We start from the raw sequence: 25,601 nt of genomic DNA on the forward strand, positions 1-25,601 counted from the left end.
CGCTCTAGGCTCGCAGTGTGCCCGGACCCGAGAACGCGCCGCCGCTGGCCGCCCAGCTGCGGGCCCGCGGACTCCGGCTGACCAGCCAGCGCCAGCGGGTGCTCGCCGCGGTCGCCGCCCTCGAGCACGGCACCCCCGAGGAGATCCACGCCCGGCTGCGCGACGAGGCCGGCCCCGACGGCGCCGCACCGGACACCTCCACCGTCTACCGCACCCTGGAGCTGCTGGAACGGCTCGGGCTGGTCTGGCACACCCACCTGGGGAAGGGCGCGCCGGTCTACCACGCCGCGCAGCACCCGCACCTGCACGTCGTCTGCCAGGCCTGCGGGCAGATCGACTCGGTCGACCCGGGGCTGCTCGACGGGGCGGCGGAACGTCTGGCGGCCGAGTTGGGTTTCACCGTGGACGTGGGCCACGTGGCGCTGTCCGGCACCTGCCGAGCCTGCACGGAGAAGGAGAACACATGATCTCGCCGCTGCTGGGCCGTCCCGGTGCCGTCGCCCACGAGCACTCGCCCACGGTGGCCGCGCACTACGGCGAGCCGTTCCCCGAGCAGCGCCGGCTGGCCGAGGGCGCCGGGCTGGTCGACCGCAGCGACCGCGACGTGCTCGTCGTCCCCGGTGCCGACCGGCTCAGCTGGCTGCACTCGCTGACCAGCCAGCACCTCGAGCGGCTCGGCGACGCCTCCGGCTCGGAGGCGCTGGTGCTGTCGCCGCAGGGCCACGTCGAGCACCACGTCGTCCTCACCGAGCTGGCCGGCACCACCTGGGGCGACGTCGAGCCGGGTACGGGTGCGGCGCTGGTCGGCTTCCTGCAGCGGATGCGCTTCATGCTCCGGGTCGACCCCGAGCTGGTCACCGCCGGCTGGGCGCTGCTGTCGCTCGTCGGCCCGCGCGGCGACGCCGTGCTGACCGCGGCGGGCTGGCCGGTGCCGGCCGAGCCGTACGCCGTCACGCCGCTGCCCGGCGGCGGCTGGGTGCGCCGGATGCCGGCGATCGGCGACGGGACGGCGGCCGTGGTCGACCTGCTGGTGCCGCGCGTCGAGCTGGCGGCCCGGGCCGACGAGCTGCTGGCCGCCGGCGCCGTGCTGGCCGGGCTGGACGCCTACGAGGCGTTGCGGGTCGAGGCCCGCCGGCCGCGCGCCGGCGTCGACTCCGACCACCGCACGATCCCCAACGAGCTGGAGTGGCTGCGCACCGCCGTGCACCTGGAGAAGGGCTGCTACCGCGGGCAGGAGACGGTCGCCCGGGTGCACAACCTCGGCCGCCCGCCGCGCCGGCTCGTGCTGCTGCACCTGGACGGGATGAGCGAGGCGCTGCCCGCCGCCGGCACGCCGGTCACCTCCGGCACCCGTGAGGTCGGCCGGGTCGGCACCGCCGTCCGGCACCACGAGTACGGCTTCGTCGCGCTCGCCCTGGTCAAGCAGTCGGTGACGCCGGAGACGCCGCTGAAGGTGGGCGAGGCGACCGCCGCGATCGACCCCGACGACACCCCCGCCGGCCTGGACGACACCCAGGCGGCGGCCCGCGACCGCATCCGCGCGGTCCGGTCTGCGACGATCCACGGGTGAGCAGACCGGTCGGCGCCGAGGGCACCCTGATCACCCTCGCACCGACCGGCGCCGAGTCGGCGAAGGCCGACGTCCCCGCGCTGCCGGTCACCGTCGACGAGGTGGTGGCCACCGCCCGCGACTGCGCCGCGCTGGGCGCGGCCGTGCTGCACCTGCACGTCCGGGGCACCGACACCCGCCCGACGCTGGACCTGCTGCGGGTGCGCGAGGTCGTGGCGGCGGTGCGGGAGGCCACCGACCTCGTCGTCCAGCTGTCCACCGGCGGGGCGGTCACCGACCCGGCCGAGGCCCGGCTGGCCGTGCTCGAGGCCGGGCCGGACGCCGCGTCGCTCTCGCTGGGCACGGTCAACTTCGGCCGTGACGTCTTCTACAACCCGTGGGACCTCATCGTCGAGCTGCACACCCGGATGCAGCAGCAGGGGATCGTCCCCGAGTACGAGGTCTTCGACCTCGGCCAGCTGGCCACGCTGGCCCGGTTGCTCGACCGGCACGGCCTCCCGCACGGTGGGCACGTGCACGTCGACCTGGTGATGGGCGTCCCCGGCGGGATGCCCGGCACCACGGCCGCGCTGGCCGCCTGCCTGCCCGCCCTGCCGCCGGGCGCCACCTTCGCCGCGACCGGGGTGGGCCGCACGTCGCTGCCGGTGATGCTGGCCGCGCTGTCCGCCGGCGGCCACCTCCGGGTCGGCATGGAGGACACGCTCACGTACGCGCCCGGCGAGCCGGTGCGCGACAACGCGCAGCTGGTGGCCAGGGCGGCCGGCCTGGCCCGGATCGCCCAGCGCCCCCCGATCACCCCGACCGAGGCCCGGCAGCTGCTGGGCATCCCCGTCCCCACCCCCGTGGAGGTCCCGCGATGACTGCCCCCACCCCTGCCGCCGGCGGCGCGGCCGTCGACGAGCTGCTCGACCCGTCCTTCCTGGACGGCGTGGAGGAGCTGCCGATGGCGGAGGTCCGGGCGCTGCGGCACCGGGCCGAGCAGGAGGAGGTCAACCTCTCCTACACCCGGCGGCTGCTGCAGGGCCGGCTGGACATCGTCCGCCGCGAGCTGCAGCGCCGGGCCGAGCACGACGGCCGCTCGCTGGTCGACCTGCTGCCGGAGATCCTGTCGGAGAAGGGCCGGGGCCCCGCCCACGGCCTCGGCCGGCACCAGACCGTGCAGCCCACCTCGCCGGAGCAGTTCGAGACGTGGGTGAACGGGCTGTCCCCCGGCGTCGACCTGTCCGACGTCCCCTCGCTGCCGGACGGCGCGCTCGAGGACGCCGCGCGGTCGCTGGGCGCGGGGGAGCGCAGCCTGTCCGAGCGCCGCCGCGGGGTGCAGCAGGTGATGGACGCCGTCGCCGGTGAGCTCGCCCGCCGCTACCGCGACGGCCTGGCCGACGTGGCGCAGCTGCTCGCCGACGAGTCCCGGCACCGCGCCTGATGCCGGAGCTCACGACGTGGCCGGACGACGACCCGGTGCTGGTCGAGGTCTGGCGGGCCGGGTTCGGCGTGGACGTGCTGGAGTCGGTGCACCGCGGCGCGCTCGTGGTCCTGGACGCCGCCGGTGCGCCGGTGCTGGCCGTCGGTGACGTCACCCGCCCGGTCCTGCCGCGCTCGTCGAACAAGCCGGTGCAGGCCACCGCGCTGCTGGCCGCCGGCTGGACCCCGGGCGACGACCGGGAACTGGCGATCGGCGCCGCCTCGCACAACGGCGAGGACGGGCACGTCGAGGTCGTCCGCTCCGTGCTGGCCGCCGCCGGGCTCTCCCCGGACGACCTCGGGTGCCCGCCGGCGCTGCCGCAGCACGAGGCGACCCGCGCGCAGTGGCTGGTGTCCGGCCGGGCGCCGGAGCGGCTGGCGATGAACTGCTCGGGCAAGCACGCGGCGATGCTGTCGGCCTGCGTGGCGGCCGGCTGGCCCACCGAGGGTTACCTCGACCCGCAGCACCCGCTGCAGCAGGCGGTCGAGGCCCGGCTGGGCGAGGCGGGCGGCGAGCCGGTCGCCGCGGTCGTGGTCGACGGCTGCGGTGCCCCGCAGCACGCACTGTCGCTGACCGCGCTGGCCCGCGGCGTCCTGTCGCTGGTGCAGGCCGAGCCCGGCACCCCGGGTCGACTCGTGGCCGACGCGATGCGCGCCCACCCCTGGCTGGTGGCCGGCACCGGCCGGGAGGACACCGACCTGATGCAGGCGGTCGACGGCCTGCTGGTCAAGGGCGGGGCGGACGGCGTGCACGTGGCCGCGCTGCCCGGCGCCGGTGCGGTCGCGCTCAAGCTGGACGACGGCGGCGACCGGGGCCGGGTGCCCGCGCTGTCCGCGGGCCTGCTGCGGCTCGGCGTCCCGGCCGCGGCCCTCGAGCGCTGGCTGACCACCCCGGTCTCCGGTGGTGGCGCCGTCGTCGGTGCGGTGCGCGCGGCCGCCGTCCTGCGCTGAGGCCCGCGCGGGCGGACTGCTAGCAGTCTGCTTGCAGGAGCTAGCAGTACGGGCTACGGTGGGTTCATGCAGCGGCCCACCGAGTTCGTCCGGGAGCAGGTGACGGCGGTCCGCGAGACCGTGGCCACCGCGGCCGCCGGCGCGACCACCTCGGCGGCCGGCGTGGCGTCGTCCGTGCCGGCGGTCGGCTCGCAGGTCGGCGAGTTCATCCGCCACCAGCGCAGCGCCGCCCAGGTGTCGCTGCGCGAGCTGGCCCGGGCCGCCGGCGTCAGCAACCCCTACCTGTCCCAGGTCGAGCGCGGGCTGCGCAAGCCGTCCGCGGAGATCCTGGGCCAGATCGCCCGCGGTCTGAAGATCTCCGCCGAGACGCTCTACGAGCAGGCCGGGATCCTCGACCGCCGGTCCGGCACCGCCGGCACGGTCGCCGCGATCCGCGCCGACGAGGCGATCTCGGAGCGGCACAAGGCCGTGCTGCTGGAGCTCTACGAGACCTACGCCCGCGAACACGCAGCCGCCGAGGCGCGTGCGCAGGCCACCACCCCGCACCCCACCCCCACGACCCAGGAGGAGACGGCATGAGCCGCACCGACACCCTGAAGTCCTACGGCGAGACCCTCGTCGACACCGGCCGGACCGGCCTGCTGGCCGCCATCGGCGCCGGCGACGTCGCGGTGGACGCCGCCGTCGACCGCGCCCGCTCGGTGTTCGGCACCGTGCGCACCCGGGCCGAGGCGCTGCCCGGCGAGGCGCAGGTCCAGGCCGACCTGGCCGCCAAGGAGGCCCGCACCCGCGCCGAGCTGGCCCGTGCCCGCGCCTCCCGCGCCGCGGCCGAGGCCCGTGCTCGGGCCGCCCAGGCCCGCACCCAGGCCGAGGACGCCGCCACCCAGGCCCGCGCCGCGGTGAGCAGCGCCGCCTCCACCGTCCGCCCGGAGACGGTGCTCGGCACCGTCACCGGCCTGGTCGAGGCCGCCCGCACCCAGGCGCAGGCAGCGATCGAGGAGCTGGCCGGCCGGGGCGAGAAGGTCCTCGGCGACCTGCGCACCCAGCCCGCGTTCCGCCGGGTCGTGGCCCGCACCGAGCGCGCCGTCGACACCGTCGAGGACGCCCTCGAGGACGTGCTGGCCGAGACCGCCGAGACCGTCGCCGAGGCGTCGGACGAGGTCACCTCGGTGGCGCAGAAGGCCAAGTCGCGCACCGAGAAGGCCGTCGACCAGGCGACCAAGGACACCCGCGCGGCCGCCCGCTCCGCCAAGCGCGCCGTCGCCGAGACCGCCACCGGGTCCGACCCGGCCGCGGAGACCCCGGCTGCGAAGGCCCCGGCTGCGAAGGCCGCCAAGGCCGAGGCCACGGCGCCCAAGGCGCCGGCCCGGAAGGCGACCGCGAAGAAGTCCACCCCGGCGACCGCGCCGGCCAGCACCCCGGTGCCGGACCCGACCGCCGTCCCGGCGAAGAGCAGCACCCCCGCCGAGTAGGTCCCCGGCAGCACAGCGCCCCGGCCCGCGTCAGCGGCGCCGGGGCGCTGTCGTTCCCCGGATGAGGGGGGCGGGGGCGCGTCCGGCCCCGAGCTCGCCCGACGCGCCTATCGTGGGCGGCATGTTCGGCTTCGACTCGCTGGTCTTCGACGTGGTGCGCTTCGGCACCCTCGCCCTCGTGGTGTGGGCGTTCGTCGACGCGGTCATCCGGCCCGCGCCCGCCTTCGTGGCCGCCGGCAAGCTCACCAAGCCGGCCTGGCTGGCCATCACCGGCATCGCCGCGCTGGTCCTCTACGCCTTCGGGCCGCTCAGCTTCCTGGGCCTGCCCGCGGTGATCGCGGCGGTCGTCTACCTGGTCGACGTCCGGCCGGCCGTGCGCGGGCTGCGCCGGGGCAACTCCAGCTGGTGACCTGCGGGTCGGGGCTCAGAACCGGTCGTCGGCCGGCATGACGACCCACAGCACGACGTAGGCGATGAACTGCGGGCCGGGCAGGACGCAGGACACCACGAACGCCACCCGCAGTCCGGTGCGGGACAGGCCCCAGCGGCGGGCGAGGCCCGAGCAGACCCCCGCGATGACGCGGTGGCGGGTGTCGCGGGTGAGCCGGCCGGCGGCGGGAGAGGTCATGGCCCGAACCTAGCCGTCAGCCGAAGATCCCGGCAGGTGGCTCCGGCGACGGCTCGGCGTCGGCGTCGGCGACCGGGGCGGCCTGGCCGACGAAGCGGTCCAGCTCGTCGCCCGCCACCACCCGGGAGGGCATCGGGTCGCCCGCGCAGCGGCGGGTGAGCCCGGCGACCGGCAGCTCGGCGGCCGAGGCCACGGCCACGGTGTTGCCGAACCGGCGGCCGCGCAGGGTGCCGGGCTCGGCGAGCAGGGCGACGTGACCGAACACCGCCCGCAGGGTCGCGGCCTCGGCCTTGGCGAACCGCAGCGGCGGCCCGTCGGAGACGTTCCACGCGGTCACCCCGCCGGACCGGAGCACCCGGGCGACGTCGGCGGCGAACTCGACCGTGGTCAGGTGCGCCGGGGTCCGCGCCCCGGCGAACACGTCGACCAGGACGACGTCGGCGCTGGCGTCGGGGTGGGCCGCCAGGCCGGCCCGGGCGTCGGCGGCCCGGACCCGGACGCGGGCGCCGCGGGGCAGCGGCAGCTCCCGGCGGACCAGGTCGGTGAGCGCCTCGTCGACCTCGACCACCCGCTGCCGCGACCCGGGCCGGGTCACCGCGACGTAGCGGGCCAGGGTCAGCGCGCCGCCGCCGAGGTGGACGACGTCCAGCGGCTGCCCGGGCTCGGCGGCGAGGTCGAGCACGTGCCCCATCCGGCGGACGTACTCGAACTCCAGGTGGGTGGGGTCGACCAGGTCCACGTGCGACTGCGGGACGCCGTCCAGCTGCAGCTCCCAGGAGCCGTCCCGGTCGGCGTCGGCCAGCAGCTCCGCCGTCCCGCCGGCGACCTCCGTCCTGCCCGGCAGCGCCGCCAGGTGGGCCCGGTCCCGCCGGCTCACCGGGGCACCGGGGCGACGGCCGACCAGCGGACGCTGACCTCGCCGTGCCGCCACCGCCGGGTCGGCCCGACCAGCGGCCAGCCGTCGGCGGCCAGCGTCTCGCAGGCCGCCGCCCAGCGCTGCCGCGGGCCGAACGTCGACAGCCCGGCGGCCGAGGCCCAGGCGGCGTCGAACGCGGTGAGGAAGGCGTGCACCGGCTGGCCGGGGACGTTGTGGTGGATCAGCGCCTTGGGCAGCCGCTCGGCCAGGTCCGACGGTCGGTCCAGGTCCGACACCCGGGCGGCGAGGGTGAGGGTCAGCGGCCCGTCCTCGTCCAGCGCCACCCACGTCGCCCGGCGTCCCCACTCGTCGCAGGTGCCCTCCACGACCAGGCCGCCCGGGGCCAGCGCGCCGCGCATGGTGTCCCAGGCGCGGGCGGCGGACTCCTCGTCGTACTGGCGGAGCACGTTGAAGGCCCGTACCACCACCGGCCGGAGCCCGGCGAGCTCGAAGCCGCCGAGCCGGAAGTCCACCCGCGGGGGGTCCCGGTGCTCGGCGACGGCGTCGACCCGCATCGGGTCGATCTCCAGGCCGACCACCTCCAGCCGGTCGATCTCCGGGGCCAGCCGGTCGACCAGCTCCAGCGTGGTCACCGCCGACGCGCCGTAGCCCAGGTCGACCACCAGCGGCCGGGCGGCGTCCCGGAGCCGGGCCACCTGGGTGGCGACCAGCCACCGGTCGACCCGCCGCAGCCGGTTGGCGTTGGTGGTGCCGCGGGTCGGCAGGCCCAGCGCGCGGGCCCGGCCGGCGGCCAGCCGGGGGGCCTTGCGGGACGGCGGCAGCGACGCACGCTGGGTGTGGTCGCTCACGGTCCCCGAGGTTAGCCGGGCGGCCGATTACCGTGGTGCCGTGCAGGAACGCCGAGACGCCCGACTGGCGGACCTGACGACCCTCGGGGTCGGTGGGCCGATCGAACGGCTGGTCGAGGTGACCACCCGGGACGAGCTGGTCACCGCCGTACGGGACGCCGACGGCGCCGGGCGGCCGCTGCTGCTGCTGGGCGGCGGGTCCAACGTCGTGGCGCCGGACGCCGGCTGGCCGGGCGACGTCGTGCTGGTGCGCACCCGGGGCATCGCCCGCCGGGACGCCGGGGACGCCGTGCAGCTCGAGGTCGAGGCCGGCGAGCCGTGGGACGACCTGGTCGCGGTCACCGTCGCGCAGGGGCTGGCCGGCATGGAGGCGCTGTCGGGCATCCCCGGCTCGACCGGGGCGACGCCGGTGCAGAACGTCGGCGCGTACGGCCAGGAGGTCGCGGCGCTGGTCACCGCCGTGCAGGTGTACGACCGGGCGGCCGGGGTGGAGCGCACGCTGGGGCCCGAGGAGCTGGGCTTCGCCTACCGGGACAGCCGGCTCAAGCAGCAGCCCGGCGCCCACGTCGTCCTGGCCGTGACCTTCGCGCTGCGCCCGTCGGAGCAGTCCAGCCCGGTCGGCTACGCGGAGCTGGCGAAGGCGCTGGGCGTCGAGCTGGGGGAGACCGCGCCGCTGGCCGCCGTCCGGGACGCCGTCCTGGGCCTGCGCCGCGGCAAGGGCATGGTCTGGGACCCGGCCGACCCCGACTCGCGCAGCGCCGGCTCGTTCTTCACCAACCCCGTCGTCCCGGTCGGCGCGGCGGTGGAGGGCTGCCCGTCCTGGCCCGCCGGCACCGGTGCCGACGGCGCCGCGCAGCTGAAGCTGAGCGCGGCCTGGCTGGTGCAGCACGCCGGCTTCGGGCGCGGCACCCGGGTGGGCCGGGTCGGCACCTCCTCGCGGCACAGCCTGGCGCTGACCACCGAGCCCGGGGCGACGGCGGCCGAGCTGATGGCGTTCGCCGGGCAGGTCGTCGCCGCCGTCCGCGAGCGGTTCGGCGTCACGCTGGTGCCCGAGCCGACCGCGGTGCGCCCGTGAACCCGGCCGAGTCGCTGCAGCTGGGCTCGCTGTACGACGCGCTGCGCACGCCGGCCCCGATGCCGGCCGACCCCGCCGCGATGACCGGCTGGCTGGCCCGGGTCGAGGCGGACGCCGCGCTGAGCGGGCTCATCTCCCGGGTGCTGCACTCCGGCACCGCGACCACCGCCGAGGTGACCGACGCGCAGGCGCTGTTCGACCGGCTCGGCACCGCCGCCGACCCGGCCCGCGTCGCCCGCGCCTACGACCTCTTGCACCGGCACGCCGAGTAGGCCGTTCCCGGCCGGGCCGCCGAGATACGGCGGACTGCGGTGTCGGGACGGTGGGACACCGCGTCCCGGCGCATCTCGGCGGGCAGGGCAGGGGCGGGCTCAGGGCTCGCGGTGCACCTTGTGCTGGGCGGCCTGCGCGCGGGGGCGGACGACGAGCAGGTCGACGTTGACGTGCCGCGGCCGGGTGACCGTCCAGGCGATGCAGTCGGCGACGTCGGCGGCGACCAGCGGCTCGCTCACCCCGCGGTAGACGGCGTCGGCCTTCTCCTGCGACCGGGTTCGGTTGAGCGAGAACTCCTCGGTCTTCACCATGCCCGGCGCGATCTCCACCACGCGCACCGGCTCGGCGACGAGCTCCAGCCGCAGCGTCTCCGCGAGCGTGTGCACCCCGTGCTTCGCGGCCGTGTACGACGCCCCGCCCTCGTAGCTGACCAGCCCGGCGGTGGAGCCGACGAAGACCACGTCGCCGCCGCCCGCGGCGCGCAGCGCCGGCAGCAGGGCCTTGGTCACCCGCACGGTGCCCAGCACGTTGACGTCGTAGGTGCGCTGCCAGGAGTCCAGGTCGGCGTCGGCCACCGGGTTGGCGTCGAAGGCCCCGCCGGCGTTGTTGACCAGGACGTCGACCCGGTCCAGCCCGGCGGCGAACGCCGCGACGGATGTGGCATCGGTCACGTCGAGCTCCACCGCGCGTCCGCCGATGCGGTCGGCGAGCTCGGTCAGCCGGTCCAGCCGGCGGGCCGCCAGGACGACGTCGAACCCCTCGGCGGCCAGCCGTTCGGCGGTCGCGGCACCGATCCCGCTGGAGGCCCCGGTGACGACGGCGACGCGGCCGGCGCCGGCGGAGGGCTCGCTGGTGGAGGGCGGGATCACAGGGCTGGACATGTGCCCATCCTGGCGCTGTAGGACACTGGGCAGTCGACAGGGGTGTCCCGACCGGGCGCTCGACGGACCAGCCGACGCTGCCCGAACGGGGAGGAGTGACGTGCCCGCCCGTCGCCACCCCCGCCAGCCGACGCCGTGGCGCGCCGGCGTCGGGCCCGCCGCCCAGCCGGCCCTCCCGCTGCTCCCGCGCCGGGTCGCCACCCTGTCGGTGCACACCAGCCCGCTGGAGCAGCCCGGTGCCGGTGACGCCGGCGGCATGAACGTCTACGTCGTCGAGGTGTCCCGCCGGCTGGCCGCCCGGGGCATCGCCGTCGACGTGTTCACCCGGGCCACCTCCTCCGAGCAGCCGCCGGTCGTGGAGATGGCGCCGGGGGTGACGGTGCGGCACGTCAGCGCCGGCCCGTTCGAGGGGCTGGGCAAGAACGAGCTGCCCGCGCAGATGTGCGCCTTCACCGCGGCGGTGCTGCGCGAGGAGGCCCAGCACGAGCCCGGCCACTTCGACGTCGTGCACTCCCACTACTGGCTCTCCGGCCAGGTCGGCTGGCTCGCCCGGGACCGCTGGGGGGTGCCGCTGGTGCACTCGGCGCACACCCTGGCCAAGGTGAAGAACGCCGCGCTGGCCGAGGGCGACGTCCCCGAGCCGCGGGCCCGGGTGATCGGGGAGCAGCAGGTCGTCGCGGAGGCCGACCGGCTGGTCGCCAACACCGCCGAGGAGGCCCGGCAGCTCGTCGACTTCTACGACGCCGACCCCCGCCGGACGCTGGTCGTCCCGCCCGGCGTCGACCTGCAGCGCTTCCGCCCCGGCGACCGGCTGCGCGCCCGGCAGCGGGTGGGGGTGCCCGCCGACGCCGTCGTCCTGCTGTTCGTGGGCCGGATCCAGCCGCTCAAGGCGCCGGACATGCTGCTGCACGCAGCTGCCCGGATGCTCGCCGACGACCCGACGCTGCGCGCCCGCCTGCAGGTGCTGGTGGTCGGCGCGCCCAGCGGCTCCGGGCTGACCGAGCCGCAGCGGCTGCACGAGCTCGCGGCGTCCCTCGGCGTCGCCGAGGTGGTCCGGTTCGTCCCGCCGCAGGCGGGCGAGCAGCTCGCCGACCACTACCGGGCCGCCGACGTCGCCGTGGTCCCCAGCCACAACGAGTCCTTCGGGCTGGTCGCGCTCGAGGCGCAGGCCTGCGGGACGCCGGTGGTGGCCGCCGCCGTCGGCGGGCTGTGCACCGCCGTGGACGACGGCGTGTCCGGGCTGCTGGTCGCCCGCCGCGACCCGGCCGACTACGCCCGGGCGATCCGGCTGGTGCTGGAGCGCCGCGAGCTGCTGGCCGCGGGCGCCCGGCGGCACGCCGCCGCCTTCAGCTGGGACCGCACCACCGACTCCCTCGTGTCCGCCTACGCCGCCGCGATGGCCGAGATGCGCGCGACGCGGCCGTCGGCCCGGCCGGCCGCGCGGTCCCTCCGCGCCGTGGGGGCCCGCGCTCGATGAGCCGGCGCGCCGTCCCCGAGCTCGACGCCGTGATCGGGGAGACGCTGCGCGCCGCCGAGCTCGAGTTCGACCACCCCGCTGCCGGGCGCTGGCTGGTCACCCTGCCCGGGGTGAAGAAGCTGCAGACCGTCGTCGGGCTGACCGTCGGCGACCACGCGTTCCGGGTGGAGGCCTTCGTCTGCCGCCAGCCGGACGAGAACCGCGAGCAGCTGTGGGCCTGGCTGCTGCAGCACAACGCGCGCACGTACGGCGTCAGCTACTCCATCGACACCGTCGGCGACGTCTGGCTGACCGGCCGGCTGCCGCACGAGACCGTGACCCCGGCGGAGATCGACCGGCTGCTCGGCACGGTGCTCACCTACGCCGACGAGCACTTCAACACCATCCTGGAGATCGGCTTCGGCACCTCGATCCGCCGCGAGTGGGACTGGCGGGTGAAGCGCGGGGAGTCGCTGCGCAACCTCGAGGCGTTCGCCGCCTTCGCCGACCCGGCCCGCCGGCCGCCGGAGTGAGCGGGACGGCGTGAGCACCACCGAACGCGCAGCCGAGGAGACCACCGAGCGCCCGGCCGGCTACGAGCGCCGCTGGTGGGTGCTGGCGACGATGATGGTCTGCCTGCTGATGGTCATCAGCGGCAACACGATCCTCAACGTCGCGCTGCCCACCCTGCAGCGCGAGCTGGACGCCACCCAGGGCGAGCTGCAGTGGGCGATCGACTCCTACATCCTGGTGTTCGCCGGCCTGCTGTTCAGCTGGGGCGTGATCGGCGACCGGATCGGCCGGCGCAAGGTGCTGCTCGCCGGGCTGGGCATCTTCGCCGTCGCCTCGGTGCTCGCGGCCTTCAGCGGGTCGGCGCTGGAGCTGATCGGGTGGCGGGCGCTGATGGGCCTGGGCGGCGCGGCGGTGCAGCCGGCCACGCTCGCGGTGATCACCAACGTCTTCCCACCCGGCGAGCGCGGCCGGGCCATCGGCTTCTGGGCGGGCGGCTCCGGGCTGGCCGTGGCCGGCGGCCCGCTCGCCGGCGGCCTGGTGCTGGAGCACTTCTGGTGGGGCGCGGTCTTCCTGATCGGCGTCCCGGTCGCGCTGGTCGGCGTCGCCGGGATCCTGCTCGTCGTCCCTGAGTCCAAGGACCCCGACCCGGGCAGGCTCGACCTCCCCGGCGTGCTGCTGTCCATCGCCGCGCTGGTCGCGCTGGTCTACGGGATCATCCGCGGCGGCTCCGAGGGCTGGGGCGCCCCGCAGACCTGGGGCCCGCTGACCGCGGGCCTGGTCCTGCTGGCGGTCTTCGTCTGGTGGCAGCGCCGGACGACGCACCCCGCGCTGGACGTGTCGCTGTTCCGCAACCCCGGCTTCTCCGCCGCCGCGGGGGCGCTCGCGCTGAACTTCTTCGCCCTGCAGGGGGCGACGTTCTACCTCGTCTACTACCTGCAGGGAGTCCGGGACTTCTCGCCGCTGCAGAGCGGCGCCATGCTCATCCCGGTCGCGCTGGGCATCGCGCTGATGGCGCCGCGCTCGTCGGCGCTGGCCGACCGGTTCGGCGCCAAGGCCGTCGTCGCGACCGGGTTCGCCCTCATCGCGGTCTCCTTCTCGGGCATCCAGCTGCTGGACGCCGACGCACCGGTGTGGCTGGTGCTGGTCGACCTAGCCTTCCAGGGCATCGGCATGGGCTGCATCCTGGCGCCGGCCACCGAGTCGATCATGTCGGTGGTGCCCCGGGAGAAGGCCGGCGCGGGCGCGGCGGTCAACAACGCCGTCCGGCAGGTCGGGGGAGCCCTGGGGGTGGCCATCCTCGGCTCCGTGCTCGCCGCCACCTACGCCCGCCGGCTCGGGGACGCCGTCGACGGGCTGCCGGCCCCGGCGCGGGAGCAGGCCGGCGAGTCCATCGTCGGCACGCTGGCGGCCGTCGAGGACGCCGAGCGGGCCGGCGGGGACGCGGCCACCGCGGCCGCCGCGGTCGTCGACCCCGCCCGGGAGGCGTTCATCGGCGCCATGCACCTGACCGCGGTGGGCACCGCGGGGTGCGCGCTGGTCGCGATGGTCGTCGTCCTGGTCTGGCTGCCGGGCCGCCGGACCCGCTGAGCCGTCGCGCGGCCGGTGTGCCCGGACGCGCCGGCCGCGGTGCCCGAGTGCGCCACGCCGGGTCAGGAGCACCGCGTCCGACACCCGGGTGAGCGACACTCGACCGGACTGTGCGGATGCCGTTGACCACGGAGCGTGCTGATCGTCAGTGTCGGGGGACTGCGACGTCGGACGCCGGCGCCGACGAGGAGGAGCCCCCAGTGCACGACGCCCGCCCGGTGACGCCCCCGACCCGCCCGACCCGCCGCGACCCCTTCGCGCCCCTGCTGGACAGCGATCGGGCCGAGATGATGCGGCGGCACGTCCGCGAGGGGGTGGCCACCCACTCGGTGCCCACCGGGGGCGCCCCGCAGCCGGTGACCGTGTTCGACGACGGCCGCGCCCGGGTCAACCTCGGCAGCAACAACTACCTCGGCCTGGCCGGCGACCCGCAGGTGGTCGAGGCCGCGGTCGCCGCGCTCCGCCAGTACGGCACCAGCGCCGCGGGCAGCCGGATCCTCAACGGCACCACCCGGCTGCACCTGACGCTGGAGCAGGAGCTCGCCGAGCACTACGGCACCGAGGACGCCGTCATCGTCTCCTCCGGGGTCAACGCCAACGTCGCGGTGCTCTCCACCAGCTGCCGACCCGGCGACGTGCTGCTCGTCGACGCGCACGCCCACGCCAGCCTGCACACCGCGGCCGCCGGCAGCCGCGGCACGGTGCAGCGGTTCACGCACAACTCGACCGCCTCGCTGGAGCGCCGGCTGGGCCGGCTCGACCCCGAGGCGGGTGCGGTCGTCGTCGTGGACGGCGTCTACTCGATGAGCGGGGAGTCCGCGCCGCTGGCCGCGATCGCCGGCCTCTGCGGGCGGTTCTCGGCCCGGCTGGTGGTCGACGAGGCGCACGGGCTGGGCGTGCTCGGCGAGGGCGGCCGGGGCGCCGCCGAGGCCGCCGGCGTGCTGGCCCGGGTCGACGCGGTCACCGTCGCCTTCAGCAAGTCGCTGGCCAGCGTGGGTGGTGCGGTGATGACCTCGCGCGCCGTCGCCGACGGCATCCGCGGCACCGCCATGCCCTACGTGTTCAGCGCCTCCGGCGACCCCGCGGCCGTGGCCGCCGCGCTCGCCTCGCTGCGGGTGCTGCGCCGGGAGCCGGAGCGGCGGCAGCGGCTGCAGGCCAACGGCGACCTGCTGCGCCGGGTGCTGACCGAGCACGGCGTGGCCCCGCTGCCGGGCCGCGGCGCGGTCATCGCCGTCCTCACCGGGGACGACGAGGTCACCCGGGCCGCCTGGGCCGTCGCGCACGAGGCCGGCGTCTACACCAACGCCGTCTGCCACCCGGCCGTACCGCGCGGCAAGGGGGTGCTGCGGCTGGCGGTGATGGCCACCCACACCGAGGAGCAGGTCCGGCTGGCCGGCGAGGTCGTCGCCGCCGCGGTGCGGAGCGTGCGCAGCCCGGAGACGACGCAGCTGGCCGGGTACGTGGCCTGACCGCGGGCACCCGGTCCGGCCTGGGGACACCCGCGCGGCGCCGGTCGGGCAGGATGAGCCGGGTGAGCGACGCGACCAACTCCGGCACCCTCATCCTGCTCCGCCACGGCGAGAGCGAGTGGAACAAGGCGAACCTGTTCACCGGCTGGGTGGACGTCGAGCTGTCCGAGAAGGGCCGGGCCGAGGCGGCCCGCGGCGGGCAGCTGCTGGCCGAGCAGGACCTGCTGCCCGACGTCCTGCACACCTCGCTGCTGAAGCGGGCCATCAGCACCGCGGAGCTGGCGCTGGCCGCCGCCGACCGGCAGTGGATCCCGGTGCGCCGCTCCTGGCGGCTCAACGAGCGGCACTACGGCGCGCTGCAGGGCAAGGACAAGGCGCAGACCCTGGCCGAGTACGGCGAGGAGCAGTTCATGACCTGGCGGCGCAGCTACGCCACGCCCCCGCCGCCGATCGAGGCCGGCAGCGAGTACAGCCAGGACGCCGACCCGCGCTACGCCGCGCTGCCGCCGGAGGCCCGCCCGGCCACCGAGTGCCTCGCCGACGTCGTCGTCCGGATGCTGCCCTACTGGTACGACGCCATCGTCCCGGACCTCCGCGCCGGCCGGAACGTGCTGGTGACCGCGCACGGCAACAGCCTGCGCGCGCTGGTGAAGCACCTCGACGGCATGGGCGACGAGGAGGTCGTCGGGCTCAACATCCCGACCGGCGTGCCGCTGCGCTACGACCTGGACGCCGACCTGCGGCCGACCAACCCGGGCGGCCAGTACCTCGACCCTGCCGCTGCGGCCGCGGCCATCGAGGCCGTCAAGAACCAGGGCAAGAAGTGAAGGACCTCGTCGCCCCCCACCCCTCGCTGACGCTCGGCGCGGGCCCCTGCGACGAGGCCTGACGGACGACGGAGCCCCCGGCAGCCAGGCTGCCGGGGGCTCCGTGGGATTGCCGGTGGGCTCAGCCCTTCTCCCCGGTGACCAGGTAGACGACGCGGCGGGCGACGCTGACGGCGTGGTCGGCGAACCGCTCGTAGTAGCGGCCCAGCAGGGTGACGTCGATCGCGGCCTCGATGCCGTGGCCCCAGGTGGGCAGCAGCAGCTCGCGGAACAGCTGCTTGTGCAGCTCGTCCATCACGTCGTCCTCGGCCTCGAGCTCGGCGGCCGCCTCGATGTCGCGCTTGGCGATGACGGTGCCGGCCTTGGTCACCAGGCTCTCCGCGACGTGGCCCATCTCGAGGAAGACCGGCCGCACCTCCTGCGGCACCGCGTGCTCGGGGAAGCGCATCCGGGCCACCTTGGCGATGTGCTCGGCCAGGTCGCCCATCCGCTCGAGGTCACCGACGATCCGCATCGCGGTGGTGATCGCGCGCAGGTCGGTGGCGACCGGCTGCTGCCGGGCCAGCAGGGTGAAGCAGCGCTCCTCGATGCTCTCCCGGACGGCGTCGATGCGCTCGTCGCCGGCGATCACCAGGTCGGCCAGCGCCACGTCGGCGTCCAGCAGCGCCGTGGTCGCGGTGCTCATCGCCGACCCGACGGAGTTGGACATCTCCACCAGGCAGGCGTTGATGTCGTCCAGTTCCTCGCGGTAGCTCTCCCGCAACACGGTTCCTCCCTCGTCACGTCGCCGGTCCCGGGGACGCCGGGCGACGCTGCACCGCGCGGGGCGTCTCGGGCCGACGGCCGCGGCACGCGGATGAGTCCGAGGGTAGAGAGCCGCGGCTGCGGACGAGAGGGCTGGCAGGTGAACGAGCGGGCACGCAGCGGTGAACAGTGCTGCCCCGACGGGGTGAGGGGCCCGCGAGCGGCTGGTCAGGGTGGGTGACCCGCCTAGCATCGACCCCGTGGAACCCCTGCTCGCGCTGATCGCGGGCCTCGTGATCGGCCTGCTGCTGGCGTTGACGGTCGTCCGCGCCCGCTACCGGCCCGTCGACGAGGGCGGTTCCGGCCTGCGCGCCGCGGCCTTCGAGCCGCGCGCCGACTCCGACGCAGCGCTCAGCCGGCGGCTGGTCGACCTGATGGACCCCGCCGTCGTGCTGGTCGGCCCGGACGACGCGGTGCTGCTGGCCAACCCGTCGGCGCGCGCGCTGGGCATCCTGCGCGGCGACCGGCTGCTGGTGCCCGGGCTGCTCGAGGTGGCCCGCAACGTGCAGGTGAGCGGCAGCCGCCGGTCCGACGTCGCCCTCCCCGGCGACCTGGTCGGCACCGGCCCGCGGATGGTCGGCGTGCACGGCATCCGGCTGGGCAGCGGCCCCGTCGTCGCGCCCGGACCGGTGGCGCTGGTGCTCACCGACGTCACCGAGGCCCGCCGGGTGGAGGCCGTCCGCCGCGACTTCGTGGCCAACGTCGGGCACGAGCTCAAGACGCCGGTCGGTGCGCTCGCGCTGCTGGCCGAGGCGGTGCAGGGCGCCGCCGACGACCCGGAGACCGTGCAGCGCTTCGCCGCCCGGATGAGCCACGAGGCCGACCGGCTGGCCCGGCTGGTCCGCGAGCTCATCGACCTCTCCCGGCTGCAGGGCGCCGAGCCGCTGCCCGCGCTGGTGCCGGTCGCCGTCGGCACCGTCGTCGCCGAAGCGGTCGACCGGACCCGGGCCGCGGCCGCCGCCAAGGACATCCAGCTCGCCGTCGCCGCCCAGCCGGGCCTCGTCGTCCGCGGGGTGGAGGCGCAGCTGGCCACCGCGCTCACCAACCTGCTCGCCAACGCCGTCGCCTACAGCCCGCCCGGGACGACGATCGCCGTCGGTGCCCGGGCGCGGTCGGGCTTCGCCGAGATCGCCGTGACCGACTCCGGCATCGGCATCCCGCGCTCGGACCGCTCCCGGGTCTTCGAGCGCTTCTACCGGGTCGACCAGTCCCGGGCCAGCTCCACCGGGGGCACCGGCCTGGGCCTGGCGATCGTCAAGCACGTCGCCAGCAACCACGGCGGCGCGGTCACCGTGTGGAGCGAGGAGGGTCTGGGGTCCACCTTCACCCTCCGCATCCCGATGGCCGTCGACGCCGACCAACCGGCCGACGACGACTTCCCCGAACGGCCGCCGGTGCCGCCGCTGCACGGCCGGCAGAACGACGAGGGCCCCGCCGGGGCACCGCACGAGAACATGGAGAAGGGACGGTCATGACCCGAGTGCTCGTGGTGGAGGACGAGGAGTCCTTCTCCGACGCGCTGTCCTACATGCTCCGGCGGGAGGGCTACGACACCGTCGTGGCCGCCACCGGGACGGACGCGCTCGCCGAGTTCGACCGGGCCGGGGCCGACATCGTCCTGCTCGACCTCATGCTGCCCGGACTGTCGGGCACCGAGGTCTGCCGGGCACTGCGCGCCAGGAGCTCCGTGCCGATCATCATGCTGACCGCCAAGGACACCGAGATCGACAAGGTCGTGGGGCTCGAGCTGGGCGCCGACGACTACGTCACCAAGCCCTACTCGGCCCGCGAGCTGGTCGCCCGGATGCGGGCCGTGCTGCGCCGCGGCACCGAGGCCGAGGTGTCCGCCGAGTCCGCGCTGGCCGCCGGGCCGGTCCGGCTGGACGTCGACCGGCACGTGGTGGCCGTCGACGGGCAGCCGGTCTCGCTGCCGCTCAAGGAGTTCGACCTGCTCGAGCTGCTGCTGCGCAACGCCGGCCGGGTGCTCACCCGCGGCCAGCTCATCGACCGGGTGTGGGGCGCGGACTACGTCGGCGACACCAAGACCCTCGACGTCCACGTCAAGCGGCTGCGCGCCAAGCTCGAACCCGACCCGGCCAACCCGCGCTACCTGGTCACCGTCCGCGGCCTGGGCTACAAGTTCGAGGCGTAGTTGATCGTCGTCCTCCGGACGACACCGCGACCACGAGCGTGGTTGGGCTGCGCTGAGCCGTTTCCCGTCACGCCGGAGGTGACCCCTGCGGGGCCGCCGTCCGGCGTGACCGGCTTCGCCGTCCGTCCTTGCACGTCACCTCCAGTGATCTGCTGGGGGGCCCTGCGGGCCCGCCCAGCGGATCACTGACCGCGGCCGGTCTCCTCCTGCAGCTCGTCGATCTTGACCGAGGCGTCGGCCTTGGTGATGTCGTCGGGCACCTCTTCCCCCGCCTGGCGGGCGAGGGTGTTCAGGTAGCTCTTCTGCGCGCCGGTGGCGGGCTCGTCGCCGGTCACCCAGTCCGAGGGGTCCTTCTCGGCGGTGGGGTCGCCGGCCTGTCCGGTGTTGACGTTGGCTTCGCTCATGTGTTCGAAGCTACGCGGGGATGCCGACCCGTGCAGCTCGAGCGGTGACGACCGCTGCGTCCACCGCGCTCTGCGCCGCGGCGCGGTCGGCGGCGCGCACCCGGGCCTCCTCCCAGCGGCGGCCGGTGCGGTAGACGTGCACCGCCCCGCACTGCGGGCACTCGACGTGCAGGGCCACGTGGGTGGCGTGGTTGGCGACCGATCGGATGCGCCGGTCAGCGACCAGCTCGTCGGTCCGGGTCACGGGACAGGTGATCAGCAACATGGGACGAGCCTGCTCAGCGGCGCTGGATCAGACGAGTGGCAGGACCGACCGCTACCGCAGTTTTCCTGCCATCATGGTGTCCATGACCACACCGGACCGCCCGCTCGTCGTCAGCGCCGTCGTCGCCGACGGGCTGGTGGGCAGCTTCGGCGTCGGGGTGGCCGCCGAGGTCTTCGGCTACGACCGGCGCGCCATGGGGCTCCCGCCGTTCGACTTCGCCCTCGTCTCCCAGCACCCCGGCGTGCTGCGCACCGACACCGGGATCGCGATGATCGTCGAGCACGGCCTGGACCGGCTGGCGTCCTCCGACATCGTGCTGGTCACCGCCTGGGAGCTGTTCGACCACGAGCCTCCGGCCGAGCTGCTCGACGGCCTGCGCGCGGCCCACGCACGCGGGGCCGTGATCATCAGCCACTGCACCGGCGCGTTCGTGCTGGCGCGTGCCGGGCTGCTCGACGGCAAGCGGGCCTCCACGCACTGGCGGTACGCCGGCGAGCTGGCTGCCCGGTACCCCGCGGTGCAGGTCGACCCCGCCGTCCTCTACGTCGACAACGGCCAGGTCATCACCGGGGCCGGCACGGCCGCCGGCGTCGACACGATGCTCCACCTGGTGCGGCGCGAGTGGGGTGCGGCCGCCGCCAACGCGCTCGCCCGGGAGATGGTCGTCCCGCCGCACCGCGACGGTGGCCAGGCGCAGTTCATCGACACCCCGGTGGCCCGCTGCGAGGACGACCTGCTCGGCGTCGTCCTGGAGTGGGCCCGCGCGCACCTGGCGGAGGACATCAGCGTCGAGCTGCTGGCCCGCCGCGCCCTGATGAGCCCGCGCAGCTTCGCCCGCCGGTTCAAGGCCACGACCGGGACGACGCCGCACGCCTGGCTGCTCGCCCAGCGGCTGGCCGCCGCCGAGGCCCTGCTCGAGGACACCGACGCGCCGGTCGAGGAGGTCGCCCGGCTGGTCGGCTTCGGCACCGCCGCCGGGCTGCGCGAGCAGTTCGCCCGGCGCCGCGGGGTGTCGCCGCGCACCTACCGGCAGACCTTCCGGGCCGGCCGCACCGGCGGTTCAGCCGGGCCGGCGCCGGTGCAGCTGCACCGGCACTGGCCGGGGGCTGGCGGGGTGCGGGGCGACGAGACCGGCGTCGAGGCGGGCCTCGGTCAGCCGGCGTAGCTCGGCGTAGGCCGCCGGGCCGAGCAGCGCGGTCAGCTCGGGGCCGTAGGTCTCCACCAGGGGCTCGGCCGAGACGTGCGCCGCCGGCGAGCCGGTGCACCACCAGTGCAGGTCGTGCCCGCCCGGGCCCCAGCCGCGCCGGTCGAACTCGCCGATGGAGGAGACCAGCACCCGGGTGTCGTCGGGCCGGTCCACCCACTCCTGCTCCCGCCGCACCGGGAGCTGCCAGCAGACGTCGGGCTTGGTCTCCAGCGGGTGCCGGCCCTGCCGGAGGGCGGCCGCGTGCAGCGCACAGCCGGCGCCGGCCGGGTGCCCGGGCCGGTTGAGGAACAGGCAGGCGCCGTCGACCACCCGGGTGCGCAGCGCCTGCTCGGCCTCCTCGCCGGGCGCCGGCTCGGTCAGGGTGTCCGGCTCGGTCCAGTCGGCCCGGCCCACCGGCGTCCCGGGGTGGCGCTGCCAGTCCTGCGGTGTCAGGCCGGCCACGGCAGCCTCCACCCGGGCCAGGTCGTCCTCGTCGGTGAAGAAGGCGCCGTGGTTGCAGCAGCCGTCGTCGGCGCGGCCCTCGACCACCCCGGCGCAGCCCCGGCCGTAGACGCACGTCCAGGCACTGGTCAGCCAGGTGAGGTCGGCGCGGACCAGGTGGGCGGGGTCGGCGGGGTCGTAGAACTCGATCCACTCGCGGGCGAAGTCCAGCTCCACCTCGGGCGGGGGGCCGGCGGGGGTGCTCGGGTCCACCGGGCGAGCGTAGGCGCCGAGACAGCTCCGGTTCCGAGACGGCAGACTCTCCGCCATGCGACTCGGGGTGCTGGACGTCGGCTCGAACTCTCTGCACCTGCTGGTGGTCGACGCCCACCGCGGCGCGCACCCCACGCCGATGCACGACGACAGCTGGCTGCTCCGGCTGTCCGAGCACGTGGGGGACGACGGGCGGCTGTCCAAGGCGGGGGAGAAGGCGCTGCTCCACGCCGTCCAGCAGGCCAAGCGCCAGGCCGCCGACCGCCACTGCGACGAGCTGCTGGCCTTCGTCACCTCTGCCATCCGCGAGGCCGACAACGGCTCGGCGGTGCTCCGGCGGGTCCGCGAGCAGACCGGCGTCGACCTGCAGGTGCTCAGCGGCGAGGACGAGGCACGGCTGACCTTCCTGGCGGTGCGCCGGTGGTTCGGGTGGAGCGCGGGCCGGCTGCTGGTGCTCGACATCGGCGGCGGTTCGCTGGAGCTGGCGACCGGCGTGGACGAGGACCCGGACGTCGCGCTGTCGGTGCCGCTGGGCGCGGGCCGGATGACCCGCCGGTTCCTGCCGCAGGCGCAGACCGGGGGCCGCCCGGACCTCGCCGCCCTGGACGCGCTGGCCGAGCACGCCGACGACGTCCTCGCCTCGCCCGGCCGCAAGCTGCGGGGGGCGGGGGCGCCGGACCTGGTGGCGGCGACGTCGAAGACCTTCCGCACCCTGGCCCGGCTCGCCGGCGCCGCCCCGTACGCCGCCGGCCTGCGGGTGCCGCGGGAGCTGACGGACATCGGGCTGTCCCAGGTGATCGGCTTCGTCTCCCGGATCGAGTCCGCGGCGCTGGCCGAGCTGCAGGGCGTGTCGGTGCAACGCGCGCACCAGGTGCCGGCCGGTGCCGTCGTGGCGCAGGCCGCGATGCGCGCCGTGGACGTACCGTGCGTGCGGATCTGTCCCTGGGCGCTCCGCGAAGGAGTCATCCTGCGTCGCCTGGACCAGCTGGAGGGAGCGTGATGTCGGAGCCGGACTCGGGTGAGTACAGCGTCCGCTCGCTCGCCGAGATCCTGCGCGAGCACGGGCTGGAGACCGAGCTGGGCACGCGCCCCGGCCGGCGCCGGCGCACCTCGGACGACCCGGAGGTCACCGGCCGCTCGCCGCGGGTGGAGCCGGCCGTCCGCGCCCCTCGGCCCGGCACGACCCCACCGGCCGCCCCGGCTCCCGCCGCCCGCAACGCACCGCCGGCGCGCGGGCCCGCGCCGGCGGCCGGAGGCACCCGCACCCCACCGGCCGCACCGGCCACGCCCCAGGTCCGGCACCCGGCGCCGTCCTGGGCCGACGAACCCGCCGCCTCCCGGCCGGCCGCGGGGCTGGCCGGTCCGGTCACCCCGCCGCGGGAGCCGGCCCGGGACCCGGCGCCGGTGCGCCCCGCCGCCCCGGCCCGCGCCGAGCCGGGCGACCGCGAGGACCAGGCCGACCGGCTGTCGTCCACCGGCCGCGTCGGCGGCCGCACCGACCGGGCGCCGCTGCGGCCCACCCGGCGCAAGAGCGACCGGGACACCCCGACCGGCGACACCCCGTCCGCGGCAGGCGGCCCCACCACCTCGGCCATCCCGGCGGCAGCGGCCGCGGCCGCGGCGGCCCGCCGCCGGGAGGCCCACCCGGTGACCGGGCCGATCCCGGTGCAACGCCCGGCCGAGCCGGCCCAGGACGTCGACGACGAGCCGCTGACCGGCCGGGAGAGCGCCCTGGCCTGGGCCCGGTTCGCCGGTGAGCTGGTGGTGGCCCTCGCCGTCGGCATCGGCCTGTACTTCGGCTTCACCGTGCTCTGGGAGCTGATGCCCTACGTCGCGCTGGTGGCGGCGCCGGTGGCGGTGACCGGCCTGGTGGCCGGGGTGGCGGCCTGGCGGCGGAAGACCGGCCAGGGCGAGCTGGGGGTGCGGCTGCTCGGGCTGCTCGTGCTGGCCGGCACCGTCCTGGTCATCGCCCCGGCGGCGGGCCTGCTCGCCGCCTGACCGCCGCGCCGGCGTTGCGCAGGTCGGTCTGCAGCGACGGCCAGGAGGTCGGCCGGCGGCCGCGGACGACGTCGGCCTCCACCAGCACCCACGGTGCGTGGCAGGTCGCCGCCACCGGCTCGCCGGCGTCGGAGCAGGCCCTGACGAACGCGCCGGCGCCGGCGTCGGCGCGCACGACGTCGCCGTTGACCACCCCGCCGGGCAGCACGAGGGCGTCGAACGCGCCCGGGTCCGCGTCGTCGACGGTCCGGGTGCCGCCCTCGTCGACGTGGTCGTACGCGGTGAGGGTGCCGGCCGCGGGGCACACGGCCGGGCACTACGGTCGCGGGCATGACCACCGCAGGGCGCACCGGCCTGGCCATCATCGGCGGCGGCAAGATCGGTGAGGCGCTGCTCGCCGGTCTGGTCCGGCAGGCCGGCACCGGGGACGGCGTGGTCGTCGTCGAACGGAGCCCGCAGCGGGCGGCCGAGCTGGCGGCACGGCACGGTGTCGCGGCGGTCGACCTGGCCGGCGCCGCGGCCGCGGCGCGGGTGCTCCTGCTGGCGGTCAAGCCGCAGGACATCGACGCGCTGCTGGCCCTGCTCACCCCGCACGTGACCACCGAGCACCTGGTGGTCAGCGTGGCCGCCGGCGTGCCGACCAGCCGGATCGAGGCGGCGCTGCCCGACGGCACCCCGGTGGTGCGGGTCATGCCCAACACCCCGGCGCTGGTCGACGCCGGGATGAGCGTCATCTCGGCCGGCGCGCACGCCACCGAGGCGCACCTGGACGAGGCCCAGGCGCTGCTGTCGCCGGTGGGCGAGGTCCGCCGGGTGCCGGAGGGCCAGCAGGACGCCGTCACGGCGCTGTCGGGCAGCGGTCCGGCCTACTTCTTCTTCCTGGTCGAGGCGATGATCGACGCCGGCATCCTGCTCGGCCTGCCGCGCGCGGTGGCCGCCGACCTGATCGTGCAGACCGCCTACGGCTCCGCGGTGATGCTGCGCGAGTCCGGGGAGCACCCGGTGCAGCTGCGCGAGGCCGTCACCAGCCCCGGGGGGACGACGATCGCCGCGATCCGCGAGCTGGAGCGGCACGGGGTGCGCGCTGCGCTGATCGCCGCGATCGAGGCGGCGCACGACCGCTCGGTCGAGCTCGGCCGCGCAGGAGGCTGACCGGCCCGCTCGGACGGTCCTGCGGCGGGGGGCGCCCCGTGTGCCCCAGGGCGCGCAGGTGAATCACACGCATGTGTTTTTCCACAGAAACCTGTGGACGGGCCCTGCCCGGACCGAGTCGACTTGGGGACAACACGCCGTGACGGGTGTGTCACGCGGTGCTTATGTCCACTTGTGCCCAGGACGGACCGGTCCGCCTGTCCGTTTCACCCATCGCTTCTGTCACTCCGGTCCCCATATGGTCTTTTCCAGCACGAACGTGACACGCCCGCCGGTGGGGAAGCCGGTGGCCGCGCCAGTGCTGAGACCGGAGACGATCGACGTGACCATGCCCCAGCGCGCCACCATCCAGACTTCCCGCCCGGGTGTCCCGGCACCGCGTCCGGTGGGCCGGCCGATCTCGGCTGCCTCGCTGTCGCGCCCCGTGCCCGCCGCCCACCCGGCGTCGATGCCCGTCGGTCGTCCCGCCCAGGTGCCGGCCCCCCGCGCCGCCGTCGCCTTCCTGACCGTCGCCGAGGTCGCCGCGCTGATGCGGGTCTCGAAGATGACCGTCTACCGCCTGGTCCACGGCGGCGAGCTCTCCGCCGTCCGCGTCGGCCGCTCGTTCCGCGTCCCGGAGCGCGCCGTGCACGACTACCTGCGCGACGCCTACACCGACATCGCCTGAGGAAGGACCCCGCTGCCCCCCACGCCTCGCAGGCTCGGCGCGGGCCCCTGCAGCGGGGCCGTTCCATCCCGTCACGTCGCTCGCGGCGGGACCCTGCAAGGGGGCCGTTCCATCCTCTCGCCTCCCAGGTAGTCTCGGGCGCTGAGCGGTGCCGCCCCTCGCGGGGCGGGCCGCGCACGAGCTGATCACCTCGCCCGGTGCCCGGCGTGACCGACCCGGTCACCGCCCCGGCCACCGAGCGGACTCGACGTCGGGAGCAGGACATGGGTTCGGTCATCAAGAAGCGCCGCAAGCGGATGGCGAAGAAGAAGCACCGCAAGCTCCTCAAGAAGACCCGCGTGCAGCGCCGCAACAAGAAGTGAGCTGACGCT

Annotated in this window: 32 protein-coding genes; 23 read left to right on the plus strand and 9 right to left on the minus strand. The window is 76.1% G+C overall.

Annotation, left to right across the window (positions count from 1 at the left end; genetic code table 11):
- Positions 1-17 precede the first annotated feature (17 nt).
- The 8 genes from HL054_RS13200 (at position 18) to HL054_RS13235 (ending at position 5,863) form a co-directional block, all read left to right on the plus strand.
- Entirely contained in the window at positions 18-467 is a 450-nt protein-coding gene (locus tag HL054_RS13200; RefSeq protein WP_369139470.1) for a Fur family transcriptional regulator, read from the plus strand.
- The gene (ygfZ, locus tag HL054_RS13205) at positions 464-1,570 is read left to right on the plus strand and encodes a CAF17-like 4Fe-4S cluster assembly/insertion protein YgfZ (RefSeq protein WP_369139471.1); all 1,107 of its coding nucleotides are present in this window, start codon (positions 464-466) and stop codon (positions 1,568-1,570) included. Before HL054_RS13200 ends, ygfZ begins: the two co-directional genes overlap by 4 nt.
- Positions 1,567-2,430 carry a 3-keto-5-aminohexanoate cleavage protein gene (locus tag HL054_RS13210; protein ID WP_369139472.1) on the plus strand — a complete coding sequence of 288 codons (864 nt, stop codon included), beginning with the start codon at positions 1,567-1,569 and terminating at the stop codon, positions 2,428-2,430. The genes ygfZ and HL054_RS13210 overlap by 4 nt, the downstream gene beginning before the upstream one ends.
- Positions 2,427-2,993: an RsiG family protein gene (locus HL054_RS13215; protein ID WP_369139473.1), complete on the plus strand. Its 567-nt coding sequence runs from the start codon at positions 2,427-2,429 to the stop codon at positions 2,991-2,993. Before HL054_RS13210 ends, HL054_RS13215 begins: the two co-directional genes overlap by 4 nt.
- Positions 2,993-3,982, plus strand: coding sequence for an asparaginase (locus tag HL054_RS13220; RefSeq protein ID WP_369139474.1), 990 nt, complete (start codon positions 2,993-2,995; stop codon positions 3,980-3,982). The genes HL054_RS13215 and HL054_RS13220 overlap by 1 nt, the downstream gene beginning before the upstream one ends.
- Positions 3,983-4,048: 66 nt before the next feature.
- On the plus strand, positions 4,049-4,561 hold the full coding sequence (locus HL054_RS13225; protein WP_369139475.1) for a helix-turn-helix domain-containing protein: 513 nt from the start codon (positions 4,049-4,051) through the stop codon (positions 4,559-4,561).
- Positions 4,558-5,454, plus strand: coding sequence for a hypothetical protein (locus HL054_RS13230; RefSeq protein WP_369139476.1), 897 nt, complete (start codon positions 4,558-4,560; stop codon positions 5,452-5,454). The genes HL054_RS13225 and HL054_RS13230 overlap by 4 nt, the downstream gene beginning before the upstream one ends.
- 121 nt (positions 5,455-5,575) lie before the next feature.
- Positions 5,576-5,863, plus strand: coding sequence for a DUF2516 family protein (locus HL054_RS13235; protein ID WP_369139477.1), 288 nt, complete (start codon positions 5,576-5,578; stop codon positions 5,861-5,863).
- A 15-nt stretch (positions 5,864-5,878) separates the two neighbouring features.
- Here the strand turns inward: HL054_RS13235 and HL054_RS13240 are convergent, their stop codons facing one another.
- From HL054_RS13240 to HL054_RS13250, 3 genes are read right to left on the minus strand one after another with little or no spacing between them, the layout of a single operon-like run.
- Positions 5,879-6,082, minus strand: a complete 204-nt coding sequence (locus tag HL054_RS13240; RefSeq protein WP_369139478.1) for a PspC domain-containing protein — start codon at positions 6,080-6,082, stop codon at positions 5,879-5,881.
- Positions 6,083-6,098: 16 nt separating this feature from the next.
- Positions 6,099-6,959 (minus strand): spermidine synthase, encoded by an 861-nt coding sequence (locus HL054_RS13245; protein WP_369139479.1) that lies wholly within the window; start codon positions 6,957-6,959, stop codon positions 6,099-6,101.
- Complete coding sequence (locus tag HL054_RS13250) at positions 6,956-7,807, minus strand: class I SAM-dependent methyltransferase (protein ID WP_369139480.1); 852 nt, start codon at positions 7,805-7,807, stop codon at positions 6,956-6,958. The genes HL054_RS13245 and HL054_RS13250 overlap by 4 nt, the downstream gene beginning before the upstream one ends.
- A 40-nt stretch (positions 7,808-7,847) precedes the next feature.
- Here HL054_RS13250 and HL054_RS13255 point away from each other — a divergent pair, with 40 nt between their 5' ends.
- Positions 7,848-8,882: a UDP-N-acetylmuramate dehydrogenase gene (locus HL054_RS13255; RefSeq protein ID WP_369139481.1), complete on the plus strand. Its 1,035-nt coding sequence runs from the start codon at positions 7,848-7,850 to the stop codon at positions 8,880-8,882.
- Positions 8,879-9,154, plus strand: coding sequence for a hypothetical protein (locus HL054_RS13260; protein ID WP_369139482.1), 276 nt, complete (start codon positions 8,879-8,881; stop codon positions 9,152-9,154). The genes HL054_RS13255 and HL054_RS13260 overlap by 4 nt, the downstream gene beginning before the upstream one ends.
- Positions 9,155-9,253: 99 nt before the next feature.
- On the opposite strand, the gene HL054_RS13265 is transcribed toward HL054_RS13260, so the two are convergent.
- Positions 9,254-10,036 (minus strand): SDR family oxidoreductase, encoded by a 783-nt coding sequence (locus HL054_RS13265; protein WP_369139483.1) that lies wholly within the window; start codon positions 10,034-10,036, stop codon positions 9,254-9,256.
- Between the two features lie 100 nt (positions 10,037-10,136).
- Between HL054_RS13265 and mshA the strand changes: the two genes are divergently transcribed.
- The 5 genes from mshA to HL054_RS13290 all read left to right on the plus strand — a co-directional run bounded on the left by mshA (position 10,137) and on the right by HL054_RS13290 (position 15,888).
- The gene (gene mshA / locus HL054_RS13270; protein WP_369139484.1) at positions 10,137-11,513 is read left to right on the plus strand and encodes a D-inositol-3-phosphate glycosyltransferase; all 1,377 of its coding nucleotides are present in this window, start codon (positions 10,137-10,139) and stop codon (positions 11,511-11,513) included.
- Positions 11,510-12,025 carry a YbjN domain-containing protein gene (locus HL054_RS13275; RefSeq protein WP_369139485.1) on the plus strand — a complete coding sequence of 172 codons (516 nt, stop codon included), beginning with the start codon at positions 11,510-11,512 and terminating at the stop codon, positions 12,023-12,025. Before mshA ends, HL054_RS13275 begins: the two co-directional genes overlap by 4 nt.
- 10 nt (positions 12,026-12,035) lie before the next feature.
- Positions 12,036-13,592, plus strand: a complete 1,557-nt coding sequence (locus HL054_RS13280) for an MFS transporter (protein ID WP_369139486.1) — start codon at positions 12,036-12,038, stop codon at positions 13,590-13,592.
- Between the two features lie 200 nt (positions 13,593-13,792).
- Positions 13,793-15,061, plus strand: a complete 1,269-nt coding sequence (locus HL054_RS13285; protein ID WP_369139487.1) for an aminotransferase class I/II-fold pyridoxal phosphate-dependent enzyme — start codon at positions 13,793-13,795, stop codon at positions 15,059-15,061.
- Positions 15,062-15,123: 62 nt separating this feature from the next.
- Positions 15,124-15,888 (plus strand): phosphoglyceromutase, encoded by a 765-nt coding sequence (locus tag HL054_RS13290; RefSeq protein WP_369139488.1) that lies wholly within the window; start codon positions 15,124-15,126, stop codon positions 15,886-15,888.
- 121 nt (positions 15,889-16,009) lie between these two features.
- On the opposite strand, the gene phoU is transcribed toward HL054_RS13290, so the two are convergent.
- Positions 16,010-16,654, minus strand: a complete 645-nt coding sequence (phoU, locus tag HL054_RS13295; RefSeq protein WP_369139489.1) for a phosphate signaling complex protein PhoU — start codon at positions 16,652-16,654, stop codon at positions 16,010-16,012.
- Between the two features lie 238 nt (positions 16,655-16,892).
- Between phoU and HL054_RS13300 the strand changes: the two genes are divergently transcribed.
- Both HL054_RS13300 and HL054_RS13305 read left to right on the plus strand, forming a co-directional pair.
- Positions 16,893-18,167, plus strand: coding sequence for a sensor histidine kinase (locus HL054_RS13300; protein ID WP_369139490.1), 1,275 nt, complete (start codon positions 16,893-16,895; stop codon positions 18,165-18,167).
- Entirely contained in the window at positions 18,164-18,844 is a 681-nt protein-coding gene (locus tag HL054_RS13305) for a winged helix-turn-helix domain-containing protein (RefSeq protein WP_369139491.1), read from the plus strand. Before HL054_RS13300 ends, HL054_RS13305 begins: the two co-directional genes overlap by 4 nt.
- Positions 18,845-19,026: 182 nt before the next feature.
- On the opposite strand, the gene HL054_RS13310 is transcribed toward HL054_RS13305, so the two are convergent.
- Both HL054_RS13310 and HL054_RS13315 read right to left on the minus strand, forming a co-directional pair.
- Positions 19,027-19,248, minus strand: a complete 222-nt coding sequence (locus HL054_RS13310) for a DUF3072 domain-containing protein (RefSeq protein WP_369139492.1) — start codon at positions 19,246-19,248, stop codon at positions 19,027-19,029.
- A 10-nt stretch (positions 19,249-19,258) separates the two neighbouring features.
- Positions 19,259-19,492: a hypothetical protein gene (locus HL054_RS13315; RefSeq protein WP_369139493.1), complete on the minus strand. Its 234-nt coding sequence runs from the start codon at positions 19,490-19,492 to the stop codon at positions 19,259-19,261.
- Positions 19,493-19,595: 103 nt separating this feature from the next.
- On the opposite strand from HL054_RS13315, the gene HL054_RS13320 reads away from it, so the two are divergent.
- Positions 19,596-20,678 (plus strand): helix-turn-helix domain-containing protein, encoded by a 1,083-nt coding sequence (locus tag HL054_RS13320; RefSeq protein WP_369139494.1) that lies wholly within the window; start codon positions 19,596-19,598, stop codon positions 20,676-20,678.
- Here HL054_RS13320 and HL054_RS13325 read toward each other — a convergent pair.
- A complete protein-coding gene (locus tag HL054_RS13325) occupies positions 20,574-21,413 on the minus strand; it encodes a hypothetical protein (RefSeq protein WP_369139495.1) in 840 nt (279 codons plus the stop codon). The genes HL054_RS13320 and HL054_RS13325 overlap by 105 nt on opposite strands.
- A 55-nt stretch (positions 21,414-21,468) precedes the next feature.
- Here HL054_RS13325 and HL054_RS13330 point away from each other — a divergent pair, with 55 nt between their 5' ends.
- Both HL054_RS13330 and HL054_RS13335 read left to right on the plus strand, forming a co-directional pair.
- On the plus strand, positions 21,469-22,413 hold the full coding sequence (locus HL054_RS13330) for a Ppx/GppA phosphatase family protein (protein WP_369139496.1): 945 nt from the start codon (positions 21,469-21,471) through the stop codon (positions 22,411-22,413).
- Positions 22,413-23,411: a hypothetical protein gene (locus tag HL054_RS13335; protein WP_369139497.1), complete on the plus strand. Its 999-nt coding sequence runs from the start codon at positions 22,413-22,415 to the stop codon at positions 23,409-23,411. Before HL054_RS13330 ends, HL054_RS13335 begins: the two co-directional genes overlap by 1 nt.
- On the opposite strand, the gene HL054_RS13340 is transcribed toward HL054_RS13335, so the two are convergent.
- Entirely contained in the window at positions 23,377-23,718 is a 342-nt protein-coding gene (locus tag HL054_RS13340; protein ID WP_369139498.1) for a DJ-1/PfpI family protein, read from the minus strand. The two genes, HL054_RS13335 and HL054_RS13340, sit on opposite strands and share 35 nt — an antisense overlap.
- Positions 23,719-23,741: 23 nt before the next feature.
- Between HL054_RS13340 and proC the strand changes: the two genes are divergently transcribed.
- The 3 genes from proC to HL054_RS22335 all read left to right on the plus strand — a co-directional run bounded on the left by proC (position 23,742) and on the right by HL054_RS22335 (position 25,592).
- The gene (gene proC, locus HL054_RS13345; protein WP_369139499.1) at positions 23,742-24,563 is read left to right on the plus strand and encodes a pyrroline-5-carboxylate reductase; all 822 of its coding nucleotides are present in this window, start codon (positions 23,742-23,744) and stop codon (positions 24,561-24,563) included.
- 448 nt (positions 24,564-25,011) lie between these two features.
- Positions 25,012-25,230, plus strand: coding sequence for a helix-turn-helix domain-containing protein (locus HL054_RS13350; RefSeq protein WP_369139500.1), 219 nt, complete (start codon positions 25,012-25,014; stop codon positions 25,228-25,230).
- A 206-nt stretch (positions 25,231-25,436) separates the two neighbouring features.
- On the plus strand, positions 25,437-25,592 hold the full coding sequence (locus HL054_RS22335) for a 30S ribosomal protein bS22 (RefSeq protein WP_440347933.1): 156 nt from the start codon (positions 25,437-25,439) through the stop codon (positions 25,590-25,592).
- The last annotated feature ends 9 nt before the right edge of the window (positions 25,593-25,601 follow it).

Origin of the sequence: Modestobacter versicolor (assembly GCF_041028285.1) — a bacterium.
In the GTDB taxonomy this organism is placed as follows: domain Bacteria; phylum Actinomycetota; class Actinomycetes; order Mycobacteriales; family Geodermatophilaceae; genus Modestobacter; species Modestobacter versicolor_A.